Consider the following 15,471-nt stretch of genomic DNA (forward strand, 5'->3'; position numbering starts at 1 on the left):
TCAGTGGCTTCTTTTACGACTTGTAATTTGAAACCTTTTGAGTGTCTTGTTCGTTTCATGATGTCAGCCTCCTTGGTACAATAAGTAGTATAATATTTATTACTCTTACTGTCCAAGTTCATTTAGGGGCTATAGAGGCCCAATGGTAAGGGGGAGAAGAATCGCCTTCGGACAAGGGATGGCTTTTACCATCTCGATTGCTCGACAAAACAATAGAACGAACGTTCGATAAATACTCTTTCATTTGATAGAATGGATACGAGGAGGTGAAAGTCAATGCTAGTGAAAAAAGCGTATAAGTATAGAATCTATCCTAATCAAAAACAAATCGAACTTATTAATAAAACGATTGGATGTTCACGTTTTGTCTATAACTTTTTTGTCGGAAAGCAAAAAGATAAAGATGCCTATTGGTCTATCGTAAACGAAATGGTGCAAAATGGTCAGCTTCTTCAAAACAATTGGAAAGGGAAGTTTTTCAATAAGAATGAATCGATTAAAGCTATTCGGGAGTTGAAGCAAAACTATCCATTCTTAAAAGAAGTGGATAGCATCGCCCTTCAAAAATCAGTCGAAAATGTAAACGATTCTTACACTCGTTACTATAAAAAACAGAACGGAGAACCACGTTTTAAGTCAAAAAAGAATCCTGTTCAGTCGTATACAACGAAATGTGTAAACGGAAATATTCAAGTGTTAGACAAGCATATTAAACTACCAAAATTGGGTTTAGTCCGTTTTGCGAATAGCCGTAAGGTGGAAGGGCGTATCATGAATGCAACGACTAGACGAAATCCTTCGGGTAAATATTTCATTTCAATTTTGGCTGAATCCGAAGTTGAACCATTTAGAAAGACAGGTTCATCCGTAGGAATCGATGTAGGGCTCAAAGACTTCGCCACTCTTTCAGATGGCACAGTCTATGCCAACCCCAAATTCTTTCGCACATTAGAAATAAAAGTAGCAAAATCGCAACGCATATTATCAAAGAGGAAAATCGGTTCTTCTAATTGGTTTAAACAAAAAGCAAAAGTAGCTCGACTTCATGAGAAAATGGCGAATGCAAGAAAAGATATGTTAGATAAAATCTCAACCGATATTGTCAAAAACCACGACATCATTGGTATTGAGGATTTGACTATTAAAAACATGTTAAAGAATCACAGTCTTGCTAAGGCGATTAGTGAAGTATCGTGGTCACAATTCAGAACGATGCTTGAATATAAGGCTAAGTGGTACGGAAAACGAGTCGTTGCGGTAGCGAAAAACTTTCCTTCAAGTCAACGATGTTCCACTTGTGGTCACAAACACAAAGACGTTAAAAATCTCGCTTTGCGTGAATGGACTTGCCCAATATGCGAAAGTCACCACCAAAGGGATATCAACGCAAGTATGAATCTTCGTAATGAAGCATTGCGATTAACCGCAGGAACTGCGGGGATAGCCTAATCCATAACAAACCGTTAGGTTAGTGTTCTTAGGAACCCCTCACTTCAAGCAACCGTAAGGCTGGTAAGTGGAGGGTTGTTCAAATGAAAAGTATTACGTTGAAAAACAAAAAGTTTATTAGTAGTACAAGGAGAAGAATTAAAATCATTTTATCAAATTCTACTAATAAAGAAGAGTTTATTAAGAGAAAAGAATGGACAGATAGAACATCCGATGCAAAAGTTATTTTTACAGAAGACCCTATGCTATTAAGTGCTGGAATTCCATATGAAGAGTTTACAAATAATAATCTAATCACCTTTGAAGAAAGACAACTTTTATTAGAAGGTGAAAAAGTGATATTTTTTCGTAAGCATCCCAGATTCAATCAAGATAAGGCTATCCCCGTCACACCGACGGTTGAAATCCCTAGAAGGCGCAATCCTTCTAACTCTATATTTGTTGCAGCATTCCAATCACGATGATGTTCTGCATCACAGTTTTCACATTTCCATTTACGGACACCTAAGTTTTTAACTTTAGGATTCTTCGTTTGGCAATGAGAACATGTTTGGCTCGATGGGAAGAATCGGTCAACAAACACAACTTCACGACCATACCATTTAGCTTTATACTCAAGGAGTGTTGTAAACTTTGACCAACTCGCATCAGCGATGGACTTTGCTAACTTTTTATTTTTAAGCATACCCGATACATTTAGGTCCTCGAGCGCAATCACTTGATTCTCGCGAACGAGCTTCGTGGACAGTTTATGTAAAAAATCATTTCGAATATTGCTGATTTGTTCGTGTAATTTAGCAACTTGTTTTTGTTCTTATGCCAGTTGCTAGAGCCGATCTTCTTTCGAGAAAGGACGCGTTGCAATTTAGATAGTTTCTCTTCATATTTGCGTAAGTATTTAGGGTTAGCGACCACTTCACCATTAGACATCGAGGCAAAGTCTTTGATCCCTAAGTCAATACCTACGGTATTGTTTACTTTTAGCAGTTTAGTTACTTCTGTTTCAGTTAATACAGACATGAAGTATTTACCCGAACTATTACGTCTCACAGTGACAGACATGATCCGACCCTCAATGTCGCGAGATTTAGCAAAACGAACCCAACCCAATTTAGGTAGTTTAATTTTATTACCATCTACCTTGATGTTGTTGTTCGTCATCTTAGTTGTGTACGATTGAACAGGATGCTTTCTACTTTTAAATACAGGCTTATCATTCTGTTTCTTAAAGAAACGATCATACGCCTCACCTAAGGTTTTTACAGCAGTTTGCACAGCAATAGAATCAACCTCTTTTAACCAAGAGTACGTTGACTTTAAATTCGGCAATTGTTTTGAACACTTACCATACGAAAGACCTTTTCCTGTTTCTTTATATGTCTCATTCCATATATTAAGAAAATGGTTATAGACAAAACGACAAGAACCGAAGGTTCGATTCATTAGGTTTTGTTGTTCTTTGTTTGGATAGATACGATATCTAAATGCTTTGTTTATTTCCATGGGAACCGAACCTCCATTCCTGTTTATTACTATTATTCTAGCAAGAACAAGGTTAGTTGACGAATTTTAAAAAGGCAAAAGCGATTCATCCCACCACTTTACACTCCGTAGGAAGTGGGGGTTTTCTCGCTAATTTTCTGATAAAATGGATTTGTATGTTAAAATGTAACTAAGTTTGTGAAGAAAACGAGCAGGATAATGTAATAGGGAAGCACACACCATAAAGCAAATTGATGTGTGCTTTCTTTATTTTTATATACTTTTACGTTTAGAAATAAATAATAAAAGTTGAGTGATGATAGCTAAGATAGGCAATTCCAACAATGGACCAATCACTAAAACTAAGGCTATCAAAGGTTGGTCTGGAAATGCAGTCATGGCGATTGCTAAAGCAATTGGTGAGTTTCTTGCTAAAGTAGTCAAACTTAGGCTAGTTCTATCTGAATATGAATACTTCATAAGCTGTCCAACCTTTTGACCAACGATAAAGTTTATAACAAAAAACAAAAGGAGAGGAAGCGTTATTTGCCACATTAAATCTAGGTTATCAAGCAATAATTGTCCTTGAGAAGCGAACATAGCAACGATTGCAAGGCTTAGGAAGATAATTGGGTATACGCTAGAGTTAGATATTAAGTTTTCTCTTAATTGTTGTTTATTTCTAAAAAGTAATTTTGTTAGAAGTGCCAAGACCAAAGGTATGAATAAAACAATTAGAATACTTTCTACTAAAAACCCTAGTTCTATAACTCCAGTGGTTCCACCAAAAATCAGGAGATATATTGGTAGTAACATGACTTGTAAGATTAAATTCAAAGGCAAGATAGCCGTTGATAGAGCAATATTTCCTTTTGCTATTCCTGTGAAGATTAAGTACCAATCCGTACATGGAGTGACCATTAGCATAATAAATCCAATGTATAAGGCTGGATTATCACCTAGAAATACCATTGCTAGCAGCCAAGCTAAAATAGGTGTCCAGACAAAATTTATGATGACTGAAGTGTATGTAAACTTGATGTTTTTAAAGGCTTTCTTTATTTCTTCAATAGGAATTTGTAAGAAAGTAATATATAGCATAGCTACTAATAAAGGAACAATAAAACTTTCTGCATTAACTCTTATGAGTTCTATTTGTCCTATACCTATACCAATAACAACTGCTAAAAATATAATAAGAGTATATAACTTTTCGAATAAGTTCATTGTGTATCACAACCTACTAAAATAATGAGAGTGTAAAATATTTTGTGTAAATAGAAATGCACTAAATGATGTTCATAGAAAAAAGAAGACCCTTTCTGTAGAATAAAGTTAGCCGACTAAATTCACAGAAAAGAGGTCTTCCCTATGAATCATCTTACTACAGATTTAATCGAAGCACTAGCACAAAAACAAGATATCGAAGAAGTTTTTCGTCAGCATTTGGAAACAGCTATCAATCAGCTGTTGAAACATGAATTAACTGTCTTTTTAGACTATGAGCCTTATGATCGAGAAGGTTTTCATTCTGGTAATTCCCGTAATGGCTTTTACGATCGTACGTTTAAAACCGAATACGGAGAACTACATCTTCGTATCCCTAGAGACCGTAATGGCGAGTTCCAACAACAAACAATAGCTCCTTATAAGCGTTCCAATGATACGCTGGAACAGTTTGTCATTCATCTTTATGAAAAAGGGATTACGACAAATGAAATCGCTAATCTTATCGAGCGAATGTATGGACATCACTATTCCAAACAAACGGTTTCGAACCTAACGCAACTTGTTTCTGAAGACGTGCAGGCTTTCCATGAACGAAAGCTGGAAGAACGCTATGTGTGCATTTACCTAGATGCCACTCATATTCCGATTCGACGTCAAACGGTTGAAAAAGAAGCTGTCTACATCGCTATTGGTATTACGGAAGAAGGAAACAAAGAAGTTTTAGACTTTACCATTGCACCAACAGAGTCTTCTCACGTATGGGAAGAACTCATCCAATGCCTACATGAGCGAGGAGTAGAAAACGTCCTTCTTTTCATTTCCGATGGATTGCCAGGGATGACGGATAGCATTCATCGCGTCTATCCAAAGGCGAAGCATCAAGTGTGCTGTGTACATGTCGCTCGAAACATTTCCAGTAAAGTACGTGTAAAGGATCGCGCAGCCATTCTCGATGATTTCAAGGCTGTCTATCAAGCGAAAGACCGTGAAGAAGCTTTAGAAGCCTTAGAACAAATGCAAAGTAAGTGGGAAAAGCCCTATCCACGTGTCATTGAATCTGTGATGAACAATGAACAGATCTTAACGTTTTATGATTTTCCAGCTTCCATTCGTCGCAGCATCTACTCGACAAATTTAATTGAAGCTTTTAACAAAGAAATCAAACGATATGTCAAACGCAAAGAACAATTCCCGAATGAAGAATCCTTAGAACGTTTTCTCGTGACACGGTTTCTAGACTATAATCACAAATTTGGCATGCGTTGTCATCGAGGCTTTGAAAAGGCAAAATCAGAATTGATACACATGTTTGAAGCACTAGAATATTAAGCTCTAGCACCAATCCGCCATCCTTGACCTTGTTTGCGGTCGTGGTGTTGTGTACGTTGGCGGATGGGAAAAATAAAGCCCTATGTGGGACTTCATCCGCACACCGAGCGTACCACGACCGACCTTTTCTAAGTTCTCGCTGGCTGGGTCCCTGAACCCAACCAGCAAGAACTAAGAAAAGGCACAAGGTCAAGGACAAGCAGCTACCGCTGTGGCTCTGTGTTTCACCTAAAATAGAAGTTTTACCAAGTAAAATAAGCAGGGCTAACCTATCTACTAGAAACAGGGGTATTTACACAAAATTATTGACACACCCAAAATAATTTTAACACAAACATAATTTTATCATAATTTGATTGTAAAGTTATTCAAGTAACGGAGGCGAATACTTAAAAAATTATTTAACTATGATTGTTAATCATTTATAATTATATTCAAATAAATGTTTGAATGTATTTTTGTTTTGAGAGGAGTGAATTGATGCTAAATTGTGAAGTTGTGATTATCGGTGGAGGTCAAGCAGGTTTAGCAATGGGGTATTATTTAAAAAAGAAAAATATACCGTTTGTTATATTAGATAAAAATCAACATGTAGGTGATTCTTGGAGAAGAAGGTATGATTCTTTGGTTTTATTTACTCCACGTAGATATAGTAGCTTACCTGAATTGGAGATGGAGGGTTTATCGAAAGAATTTCCAACGAAGGATGATGTTGCAGATTATTTGGATAGCTATGTAAAGCGTTTTGGTTTACCAATAATGTTTAACACTAACGTAGTTAAATTAAGTAAACAGTCCAATGGTTCATTCCTCTTAGAAACTAGTAGTGGACAGATTAATGCTAAACAAATAGTAGTAGCAACTGGGGCATTTCAAAAACCTTTTATACCTAATATTATAAAAAAGGAGTCGAGTATCTTCCAGCTCCACTCTTCAGAATATTATTCACCAAGGGAAGTTAAAGGGACTGATATATTAGTTATAGGTGGGGGTAATTCTGGAGCACAAATTGCCGTGGAATTAGCAAAGGATAACAATGTTACAATTGCAGTTGGACACAAATTCAAATTCCTACCTTTAAAGTTTCTTGGAAGAAGTGTTTTTAGTTGGTTAGAAATATTTGGTCTGTTGTTTGCAGGAAAAGATTCGCTAAAAGGTAAATGGTTTCAAAAACAGAATGACCCAATTTTCGGAAAGGAACTTAAAAAACTTATTAGAAATAGAAAAGTTGATGTAAAACCTAAAGTAACCCATGTCAATGATGCAGAAGTTCATTTTAAAGATAATACTCGAAGAAAATTCACTAGTATTATATGGTCTACTGGTTTCGTACCTTCTTACGATTGGATTAATATAGAGGGTGTTATTTCTAATGATGGAAAACCAATACATACAAGAGGTATAACGCATATAAAAGGTCTTTATTTTATAGGTTTACCTTGGCAATATCAACGGGGTTCAGCATTGATATGTGGAGTAAGTTTGGATGCAAAGTATCTTGTTCCAACAATTATTTCAAATGTGTCTAAAAATAAATAATATGTAACCTATTGTGAATGTTTCACTTAAACTGAACGGGGTGCGTTAGTGCAAGAAGCTAGTTGCCTTTTAGTACCTAATTCCTATCTTCCGCAATCGGGCGCGATTGTTAAAGAAACAAATGATTACTGGTTATGGTATTTATGGTAGGAAATTTGATGTTGTTGTAAATGAGATCATATATGTTGTACAAAAAGGATAGATGTAAGCAGGTATAACTCCTGTTCATCTATCCTTTCTTTTTTACCCTATATAATGTTTAACATTATAATGAAACATTTTATTATCGGGCTTCTTAATTATTTTCTTGACTTTTGAGCATTTTGCATATTTTTTGACCCAAGAGCCATAAGGATTTCAAAGACATAAAAAAGGACTTCACCCCTAAAATGTAGAATTTTTGAAGTGACGAAACCACAAAAATTCAAAAGGAGGAAGTCACTTTGTATATTCTACAAGAAAGCCTATTTTCCTTTGAAGAACTGCAAAAATTAGAGTCAAAAGAGAAATTACCTATCTTTTTTAGCTCGCTTGATTTACGCCCTTATGCTAAACAGTTGAGAAGTTCTTCACCCCGAGGGGCTGACGGTCATTCCAGAGAAGGGATTCTAAGGGCTCTCATCGCTGCCCCACTCGAAGGCATCGACACCTTTACCGCCCTTCATCATCGATTGGATAAAGACCTTCGTTTCCGTTATCAATGCGGTTTATCGATTGATCGCCCCGCACCGTCTATCTCCACTCTCAGCCGGGTTTTTGCGGCACTTACCAAAAAAAAGCTGGCTGAAAAGATCTTCCTTGACTTGGTACAGTTAGCTCAGGAGGAAGGAATAATTGACGGCAGCCACCAGGCCATCGACAGTGCCGCCATTGATGCCTATGAAAAGAAACAGCCCAAAAAGCGTAGTGAACAAACGGGTAATGCCAATTGGGGCGCAAAATATGATTCCTTCGGCAATAAAATTACCTGGTTTGGCTATAAGATGCATCTTTCAGTCGATACCGCAAGCGAACTGCCAATGGCCATAAAAGTAACCCCTGCCCATGTGAACGATGGAGAAGTCGCACCAGAATTAATAGAGCAAGTGGCAGAGCGTACCAAATCCAAAATTGAATTTCTGATCATGGATGGCGGATATGACCAACTAAAAAACTATGAATCAGCCAAAAACATTGGAGCGCAAGCCATTATCCCGCTCAATTTGCGCAACGAAAAAGAGCCTCCTGAAGGGATTTCTTCCAATGGAACTCCGCGTTGTTCCATGGGTTATGAAATGACTTATTGGGGAGCTGATAAGGACCAGCTCAAGTTCAGATGTCCTCACGCAACCGGCAAAGTGGATTGCCCATTAGGAATGGCAGCCTGTTCATCTTCCAACTATGGAATGGTGGTAAAAGTCGACATCAAAAAGGATGTGCGCCGATATTCCAATCCGCACCGTGATACAAAACGTTGGAAAGAGCTTTACAACGAGAGGACAAGTGTAGAACGCTGTAATTCAAGAATGAAAAGCTACCTTACGGCGAACTCCCTACATGTATGGGGAATTGAAAAAGTAAAGACCCATATTTACCTGAACGCTATTGTATTACTTGTTTCAGCGCTAGCGATGGCAAAGGAAAATAAAGGGAAGAAAGCCGCTTAAAAAAATTCAATGTGAAAAATTCTGTAGGTATGCCCGAAAACAAGATTATTGTAATATTTTGTAAAATAACATGCTGGTAGCTATTTGTCGAGTGCTTTATTTTTTATACTTTTATCCCAAAAATCTAATTTTGCAAAATGCTCGACTTTTAATAAAACATGGTGCCTAGCTCTTTTATTTGAAAAAGATTTCTTGTAATCTCTTATGATCGGTCGTCAATTCAAGGGCGACGAGTAGCTTTAATCGTGCTTTTTGACCATTTAAACCGTTCGTAAAAATAACCCCTAAATCTTTTAGGTGACGCCCGCCTCCCTCGTAAGCGTACGTTTCCTGAACGATGCCACTAACGCTTCTTGACACGAGTACCACTGGAATGTTGGCTTGATGAAGACGTTTGATGCTTGGGACGACCGCTGGTGGTAAGTTTCCTTGTCCGAAAGCCTCAATGACTAGGCCGTCAATTCCCGTGTCGGCAATCGCATCAACAACGGACCCATCCATGCCTGCGTAGGCCTTTAATAGCACAACTCGATGATTGATGCTTGAGACCGTATAGCTCTCTTTGTATGAAGGGGCGTGGTGGAAGGTAACGCCTCGTTTCGTGACAATCCCAATCGGCCCATACTGTGGACTTTGGAACGTGGCGACGTTACTCGTATGAGTTTTCGTGACGTTTTTTGCTGTATGAATTTCGTCGTTAAATACGACGAGAACTCCTTTTCCTTTTGCTTCATCTGTAGCAGCCGTTTTGACAGCAGAAATAAAATTGTGTGGTCCGTCCGCTCCGAGCTCATTACTGGAACGCATCGCCCCTGTGACAACGACAGGGACTTCCCAATCGAGTAACAAATCTAGAAGGTAGGCTGTTTCTTCTAACGTATCCGTCCCATGTGTAATCACGACCCCATCAAACGATTCATTACCTACTCGGCTCTTTAGTCGCTCAGCCAACTGAAACATGAGCTCAGGTGTCATATGGGGGGAAGGAATATTGAGAAAATCATCGACTTCGATCGAGGCAATCGATGTTAACGATTCGACGGTGGCAAACAGGGGATTTGTCTCTTTAGGCTGTACGCCCCCTTTTTCATCTTCATGCATCGCAATCGTTCCACCTGTGTGTATAACTAAAACTTTTTTCATGGCTCGTTCTCCTTTTGGCGAATGGTTATACTGTTTGAGTGAAAACCAGACAAGTGAATCTGACAAAGTGTACCCCTTCACTCCAAGTTGTTCACAAGCATCATCATAACATAGCTGTTCAACTGTAAAAAAGTCTCTTTCTTATTGCAAATCCATTTCGTGAACCTTACAAAACGTTTACAATGGGGGTAGTGAGTTTGGACGGAGAGGTTGAGACATTGTGTTCAGTTTATTGACAGCCGCCATTGCTCCAGCCATGGCGCTTCTATGCTTTTTTTATTTGAAAAATGAATACGGCTCGCAAACCTTGGGCTTTGTCGTGCGAACCTTTTTAATTGGCGCGCTCCTGATGTTTCCAGTCATGGTGCTCCAACATGCGTTTCTTGCGGAAGGTTTCTTTGCGAATCCTTTGTTAAAAGCCTTTATTCTTTATGGATTTTTCGAGGAATTTTTCAAATGGTTTATGCTTTATTTTTTCGCCTACAAACATGTGGAATTTAACCGTCGGTACGATGGGATTATATTTGGTGTTTCCCTTTCGTTAGGATTTGCCTCTATGGAGAATGGATTATACTTAATTGCTAACGGTGTGGAAACCGCGATCGGTCGGGCGTTACTTCCAGTGTCAAGCCACGCAATTTATGGCGTGATTATGGGATACTATTTAGGACGAGCAAAAATGGAAGAAAAGCATCGAAAGAAATGGCTCTTTCTCTCGCTCTTTCTCCCGGTTTTGCTGCACAGCTTGTATGATGCAATTTTGTTATTGTGGAGCAAGCATTTTCTTTTTGTCATGGTGCCCTTTATGTTGGTATTATGGTGGGTAGCGATACAAAAAGTAAAACTGGCTAATCAACTGGACCGCTAATGAAAGGTAGAGAAGTAGATACGTCTACCTTTGAAGAAAATGAATGGAGGTGTAGAGAGCATGGCAAAGGAACGGTACCGTGTCGTCATTCGCTGCCCTGAATGCGGTGAACGCTACATTCTTCGTGGCCATCGAAACGAAAAAGGAGAGTATGAAACGGGGTTTAAACAATGCATTTGTGGCAACGAAGATCACCTTTATATTGATGGTGCCCCAGAATAATCCATTCGCACCGTGAAAAAATAAACGAATTGAAAGAATGTTGTTGCATTTTCGCTAGAATTGTTGTAATTTTTATAAAAAGGTCTTGAAAACAAAATAGTGTCTCGTATTCTTATCCAGAGAGGTGGAGGGAACGGCCCGAAGAAACCTCAGCAACCAGCCGCGATCCTGTGGTCAGGTGCTAATTCCTGCAAGCATTATTTGCTTGAGAGATAAGAGGAAGCGAGTGAGATCCAACACCTACTTCTTCTTATTCTTACATGACGAGAAGGTAGGTGTTTTTTTACACAATCAGAAAAGATCGAACTTTTCAGATAGTTTAAGAAAAATGAAGGCTTTCGCGATAAAACTTGGCGATGAGCTGATTTTTCCAATAGATGGATAGGAGGAGTAACCATGAATCGTAAAGAATTAGAAACAGCTTTAGTACAAATCGGAAATCGAATGGATGATCGAACAGGTGCGATCAACACGCCTGTTTACTTTTCGACCGCCTATCGTCACTCCGGAATTGGCGAATCCACTGGCTATGACTATGCACGGACAGGGAATCCCACGAGAGAAGTGCTTGAAAAGGCGATTGCTACGTTAGAAAACGGAGATCAAGGGTTTTCCTGTAGTTCCGGTATGGCAGCTATCCAAACGGTGTTTTCTCTTTTTCAATCAGGGGATGAAATTATTGCTTCCCAAGATTTGTATGGAGGGACGTACCGCTTGTTTGAAGGTGGCTGGAAAAAGTGGGGGCTTTCTTTCTCCTATGCTGATCCGCGAAATCTTGCAGCGTTAGAACAGCAAATAACAGAAAAAACGAAGGCGCTGTTTATTGAAACCCCTACGAATCCACTCATGCAAGAAGCAAATATTCGTGAGCTTGCCGCCCTTGCTAATAAATATGGATTGCTGCTGATCGTCGATAATACGTTCTACACGCCACTTTTACAGCAACCATTAAACGAAGGGGCCCATATCGTCATCCATAGTGCGTCAAAATACTTAGGCGGGCACAATGATGTCATCGCTGGGTTGATTGTAGCCAAAGGACAAGAGCTATGTGAGCAGGTCGCCTATTACCATAACGGAATTGGCGGAACGCTCTCAGCCTTTGATTCATGGTTGCTCATTCGTGGGATGAAAACTCTTGCTCTGCGAATGGAGCAGCATCAAAACAATGCGAGGGCTATAGCGTCTTACTTAGAAAAGCATAAAGGAGTAACGGATGTTCTTTATCCTGGACGGGGTGGAATGCTTTCCTTCCGCATACAATCGGAGAGCTGGGTTAACCCGTTTTTACAATCGTTGAAGCTCATTTCATTTGCAGAGAGCCTAGGGGGAGTCGAAAGCTTAATGACCTATCCGGCGACGCAAACCCATGCCGATATTCCAGAGGATGTGCGGATCGCTAACGGTGTATGTAATCGCTTGTTGCGATTCTCAGTTGGGATCGAACATGTGGGTGATTTGATTGCCGACCTCGATCAAGCGTTCAACCGTGTCATCGAGCAGTCAGCGGTGAAAGGAAGTGAAGCACAGTGAGCGAACAGTACAGCTTGCAAACAAAACTACTTCATAATGAGCATAAGGTTGACCAGGCAACTGGTGCGGTAAGCGTACCAATCCAACACGCTTCTACGTTTCATCAGTTTGACTTTGATACGTTTGGAACGTATGACTATAGCCGTTCGGGTAATCCGACACGGGATGCTCTCGAAGCGGCGATTGCTGAGCTTGAGGGAGGCAATCATGGATTTGCGTTTGCTTCTGGGATGGCTGCTATCTCCACAGCGTTTATGCTCCTATCAAAGGGCGATCACGTTGTCTTAACGAAAGATGTGTACGGTGGGACCTTTCGCCTCGTAACGGAAGTTTTAACCCGGCTTGGAATTGACCATACATTTGTTGATATGACAAACTTGGCGGAAGTGGCGGCGGCCATCAGACCAAATACCCGTGTCCTTTATATGGAGACGCCATCCAATCCGACGTTGAACATTACTGACATTCACGGGGTCGTTTCACTGGCAAAAGAACACGAATGTCTCACCTTTCTTGACAACACCTTTTTAACACCTGCTTTGCAGCGACCGCTAGAACTTGGAGTTGATGTCGTCCTCCATAGTGCGACAAAATTTATTGGAGGTCACAGTGATGTTGTCGCAGGGCTGGCGGTGACAAAGGATGAAGAACTAGGAAAAAAGCTCGCCTTTTTACAAAACTCGTTCGGCGCTATTTTAGGCGTTCAAGACGTATGGCTCGTTCTCCGAGGTTTGAAAACACTTCATGTGCGGATGGAGCACGGAGAGAAAGGGGCTCAGCAGATCGCCGAATGGCTTCTAGGCGTCCCGGAAGTGAAGCGAGTCTACTACCCTGGTTTAAAAGATCACCCAGGACACGAATTGCAAAAAAGGCAGGCGGAAGGGTTTGGCGCTGTGCTATCGTTTGAGCTAGAAAATGAAGAGGCGGTTCGAAGGTTCGTGGAACATGTAAAGCTCCCTGTTTTTGCTGTCAGTTTAGGAGCGGTAGAATCGATCTTGTCTTACCCCGCCAAAATGTCCCATGCCGCGATGCCGAAAGAGGAGCGGGAGGCAAGAGGCATTCGTGATGGATTGCTTAGACTTTCAGTCGGGTTAGAAAAACCGGAAGAACTAATGGCTGACTTTAAAGCGGCATTTGCTCACGTTCGAGGAAAGGTGGAACATCTATGACGAACTTGGTCGAAGCGCTGAAAACGAACATATTAGTCGGAGATGGCGCCATGGGAACGCTTCTTTACGAGCAAGGGATTGACCGATGCTTTGAAGAGCTCAATGTGACCGATCCAGAGAAAATCGTGGCAGCCCATGTAGCGTATGTGGAAGCTGGAGCTGATGTGATCCAGACGAACACGTATGCGGCAAATCGGATGAAACTAGCAAAATATCAGCTTGACGACCAAGTATTGGAAATCAACCGCGCCGCCGTTCGATTAGCGAGAAAGGCTGCAAAACAAGAGACGTTTGTCCTCGGTACCATCGGCGGCATTCGCAGCGTTCAATTTGAAGAAGTAGAAATCCAAGAAGTCCAGGACGTGTTTTTGGAGCAGATGAAGGCGCTCGTAAGCGAAGGGGTGGACGGTCTTTTATTGGAAACCTTTTATGATCTAGAAGAAGCGAAATTGGCCGTCAGTCTTGCCCGTTCTTTAACGGATTTGCCCGTCATCGCTCATTTATCGATCGCAGAAATTGGCGTACTTCAAGGGGGGAAACTGTTAGAAGAGGCGTTTGCAGAGCTAGAAGGGCTCGGAGCAGATCTTGTCGGCATTAACTGTCGTATGGGACCCTACCAAATGCTTCGCTCCTTCGAAACGGTTCAACTTTTGGACAGAGCCTACTATTCTGCTTATCCAAATGCTAGCTTACCAGATTATCGCGACGGTCGGCTGTATTACCATTCAAATCCAGAATATTTTTATGAAATGGGAAAACGCTTTGTGCAGCAAGGAGTTCGCCTTCTAGGAGGATGTTGTGGTACCACTCCTGAACATGTACGTGCGTTCGCTAAAGTTGTGAAAGGATTAAAGCCTGTTGTAAGCAAGCCTGTTAGGTTGGAAATCAAAGAAACGTTGAGCTCTACTGGGCAAAAGACGGCTCGAGAGCCACTTGCGGAAAAAGTGAAGAAGCAGCCTTCGATCATCGTGGAGCTAGATCCACCGAAAAACCTGGCAATCGACCGGTTTGTTGAAGGGGCAGCGGCTTTGAAAAATGCTGGAGTCGATGCGGTGACGATGGCGGACAATTCTCTCGCTTCTCCTCGTGTCGATAACTTAGCGCTTGGAGCGATTATTCAGCAGCAAGCGGGCGTTCGGCCACTCGTCCATGTGACGTGCCGTGACCGGAACCTGATCGGGTTGCAGTCGCACTTAATGGGGCTCCATGCCTTAGGGATGACTGATTTATTAGCGATTACGGGGGACCCAACAAAGGTCGGTGATTTTCCTGGTGCCACGTCGGTCTATGACGTGACCTCATTTCAGCTAATCTCTTTAATCAAGCAATTGAATGAAGGAATCTCCTTTTCAGGAAAAGAACTAGGTCAAAAAGCGAATTTCTCTGTGGGGGCTGCCTTTAATCCAAATGTCCGTCACCTTGAGCGAGCGGTCCAACGAATGGAAAAGAAAATCGAGGCTGGCGCTGACTATTTCATGACCCAGCCAATCTACAATGAAAAGCAGATCGAGGACATTTACGAAGCGACTAAGCACATTGAAAAGCCGATTTATATCGGAATCATGCCTTTAATTAACGGTCGAAATGCAGAATTTCTTCATAATGAGGTACCGGGTATTAAATTGACAGATCAGATTCGAGAACGGATGGCGCATGCCGGTGAAGACCGCCAAAAAGGGGAACGGGAAGGACTCGCCATTGCCAAGTCTTTATTGGATGTAGCGACTCATTATTTTAACGGCATCTATTTGATTACCCCGTTTTTACGCTACGGAATGACCGTTGAACTGACTCACTATGTGAAGGAGACTCAACATCAAATCAGACAGCCAGAACGCTCGATTCAGAAGTAGAAAGGACG

The 15,471-nt window shown here is 40.9% G+C and carries 12 protein-coding genes, 1 pseudogene and 1 riboswitch; of the genes and pseudogenes, 10 read left to right on the forward strand and 3 right to left on the reverse strand.

Annotated features, from left to right (window positions below; translation table 11 throughout):
- Positions 1 to 276 precede the first annotated feature (276 nt).
- The gene (tnpB, locus tag E2L07_RS01495) at positions 277 to 1,449 is read left to right on the forward strand and encodes an IS200/IS605 family element RNA-guided endonuclease TnpB (RefSeq protein WP_134228646.1); all 1,173 of its coding nucleotides are present in this window, start codon (positions 277 to 279) and stop codon (positions 1,447 to 1,449) included.
- 83 nt (positions 1,450 to 1,532) lie between these two features.
- Positions 1,533 to 1,913 carry a hypothetical protein gene (locus E2L07_RS01500; protein WP_134228647.1) on the forward strand — a complete coding sequence of 127 codons (381 nt, stop codon included), beginning with the start codon at positions 1,533 to 1,535 and terminating at the stop codon, positions 1,911 to 1,913.
- On the opposite strand, the pseudogene tnpB (E2L07_RS01505) reads toward E2L07_RS01500, so the two are convergent.
- Positions 1,817 to 2,952, reverse strand: a pseudogene (gene tnpB / locus E2L07_RS01505) (IS200/IS605 family element RNA-guided endonuclease TnpB). The gene E2L07_RS01500 and the pseudogene tnpB (E2L07_RS01505) sit on opposite strands and share 97 nt — an antisense overlap.
- Positions 2,953 to 3,204: 252 nt before the next feature.
- The gene (locus E2L07_RS01510; RefSeq protein ID WP_134228648.1) at positions 3,205 to 4,158 is read right to left on the reverse strand and encodes an arsenic resistance protein; all 954 of its coding nucleotides are present in this window, start codon (positions 4,156 to 4,158) and stop codon (positions 3,205 to 3,207) included.
- 144 nt (positions 4,159 to 4,302) lie between these two features.
- Between E2L07_RS01510 and E2L07_RS01515 the strand changes: the two genes are divergently transcribed.
- The 3 genes from E2L07_RS01515 to E2L07_RS01525 all read left to right on the forward strand — a co-directional run bounded on the left by E2L07_RS01515 (position 4,303) and on the right by E2L07_RS01525 (position 8,675).
- The gene (locus tag E2L07_RS01515; protein ID WP_134228649.1) at positions 4,303 to 5,490 is read left to right on the forward strand and encodes an IS256 family transposase; all 1,188 of its coding nucleotides are present in this window, start codon (positions 4,303 to 4,305) and stop codon (positions 5,488 to 5,490) included.
- 480 nt (positions 5,491 to 5,970) lie between these two features.
- Positions 5,971 to 7,029, forward strand: coding sequence for a flavin-containing monooxygenase (locus tag E2L07_RS01520; protein WP_134228650.1), 1,059 nt, complete (start codon positions 5,971 to 5,973; stop codon positions 7,027 to 7,029).
- 443 nt (positions 7,030 to 7,472) lie between these two features.
- Complete coding sequence (locus E2L07_RS01525) at positions 7,473 to 8,675, forward strand: transposase (protein WP_063210481.1); 1,203 nt, start codon at positions 7,473 to 7,475, stop codon at positions 8,673 to 8,675.
- A gap of 174 nt (positions 8,676 to 8,849) precedes the next feature.
- On the opposite strand, the gene E2L07_RS01530 is transcribed toward E2L07_RS01525, so the two are convergent.
- On the reverse strand, positions 8,850 to 9,818 hold the full coding sequence (locus E2L07_RS01530) for an asparaginase (RefSeq protein WP_053431376.1): 969 nt from the start codon (positions 9,816 to 9,818) through the stop codon (positions 8,850 to 8,852).
- 220 nt (positions 9,819 to 10,038) lie between these two features.
- Here E2L07_RS01530 and prsW point away from each other — a divergent pair, with 220 nt between their 5' ends.
- The 5 genes from prsW (at position 10,039) to E2L07_RS01550 (ending at position 15,463) form a co-directional block, all read left to right on the forward strand.
- On the forward strand, positions 10,039 to 10,686 hold the full coding sequence (prsW, locus tag E2L07_RS01535) for a glutamic-type intramembrane protease PrsW (RefSeq protein WP_053431375.1): 648 nt from the start codon (positions 10,039 to 10,041) through the stop codon (positions 10,684 to 10,686).
- Between the two features lie 60 nt (positions 10,687 to 10,746).
- Positions 10,747 to 10,908: a hypothetical protein gene (locus E2L07_RS20710; RefSeq protein ID WP_166740002.1), complete on the forward strand. Its 162-nt coding sequence runs from the start codon at positions 10,747 to 10,749 to the stop codon at positions 10,906 to 10,908.
- 109 nt (positions 10,909 to 11,017) lie between these two features.
- Positions 11,018 to 11,127: riboswitch (SAM riboswitch) on the forward strand.
- A gap of 177 nt (positions 11,128 to 11,304) precedes the next feature.
- Positions 11,305 to 12,441, forward strand: a complete 1,137-nt coding sequence (locus tag E2L07_RS01540; RefSeq protein WP_134228651.1) for a methionine biosynthesis PLP-dependent protein — start codon at positions 11,305 to 11,307, stop codon at positions 12,439 to 12,441.
- A complete protein-coding gene (gene metC, locus E2L07_RS01545) occupies positions 12,438 to 13,610 on the forward strand; it encodes a cystathionine beta-lyase (RefSeq protein ID WP_134228652.1) in 1,173 nt (390 codons plus the stop codon). The genes E2L07_RS01540 and metC overlap by 4 nt, the downstream gene beginning before the upstream one ends.
- Positions 13,607 to 15,463, forward strand: a complete 1,857-nt coding sequence (locus E2L07_RS01550; RefSeq protein ID WP_134228653.1) for a bifunctional homocysteine S-methyltransferase/methylenetetrahydrofolate reductase — start codon at positions 13,607 to 13,609, stop codon at positions 15,461 to 15,463. The genes metC and E2L07_RS01550 overlap by 4 nt, the downstream gene beginning before the upstream one ends.
- Positions 15,464 to 15,471: the final 8 nt, after the last annotated feature.

The sequence above is a fragment of the Halalkalibacterium halodurans genome, assembly GCF_004376175.1.
Taxonomy (GTDB): domain Bacteria; phylum Bacillota; class Bacilli; order Bacillales; family Bacillaceae_D; genus Halalkalibacterium; species Halalkalibacterium halodurans.

What these genes read in the sequence shown, in the direction of transcription:
- tnpB (WP_134228646.1), top strand. Translation starts at nt 277, where the DNA reads ATGCTAGTGAAAAAAGCGTATAAGTATAGAATCTATCCTAATCAAAAA.
- E2L07_RS01500 (WP_134228647.1), top strand. Translation starts at nt 1,533, where the DNA reads ATGAAAAGTATTACGTTGAAAAACAAAAAGTTTATTAGTAGTACAAGG.
- E2L07_RS01510 (WP_134228648.1), bottom strand. Translation starts at nt 4,158, where the DNA reads ATGAACTTATTCGAAAAGTTATATACTCTTATTATATTTTTAGCAGTT.
- E2L07_RS01515 (WP_134228649.1), top strand. Translation starts at nt 4,303, where the DNA reads ATGAATCATCTTACTACAGATTTAATCGAAGCACTAGCACAAAAACAA.
- E2L07_RS01520 (WP_134228650.1), top strand. Translation starts at nt 5,971, where the DNA reads ATGCTAAATTGTGAAGTTGTGATTATCGGTGGAGGTCAAGCAGGTTTA.
- E2L07_RS01530 (WP_053431376.1), bottom strand. Translation starts at nt 9,818, where the DNA reads ATGAAAAAAGTTTTAGTTATACACACAGGTGGAACGATTGCGATGCAT.
- E2L07_RS20710 (WP_166740002.1), top strand. Translation starts at nt 10,747, where the DNA reads ATGGCAAAGGAACGGTACCGTGTCGTCATTCGCTGCCCTGAATGCGGT.
- E2L07_RS01540 (WP_134228651.1), top strand. Translation starts at nt 11,305, where the DNA reads ATGAATCGTAAAGAATTAGAAACAGCTTTAGTACAAATCGGAAATCGA.
- E2L07_RS01550 (WP_134228653.1), top strand. Translation starts at nt 13,607, where the DNA reads ATGACGAACTTGGTCGAAGCGCTGAAAACGAACATATTAGTCGGAGAT.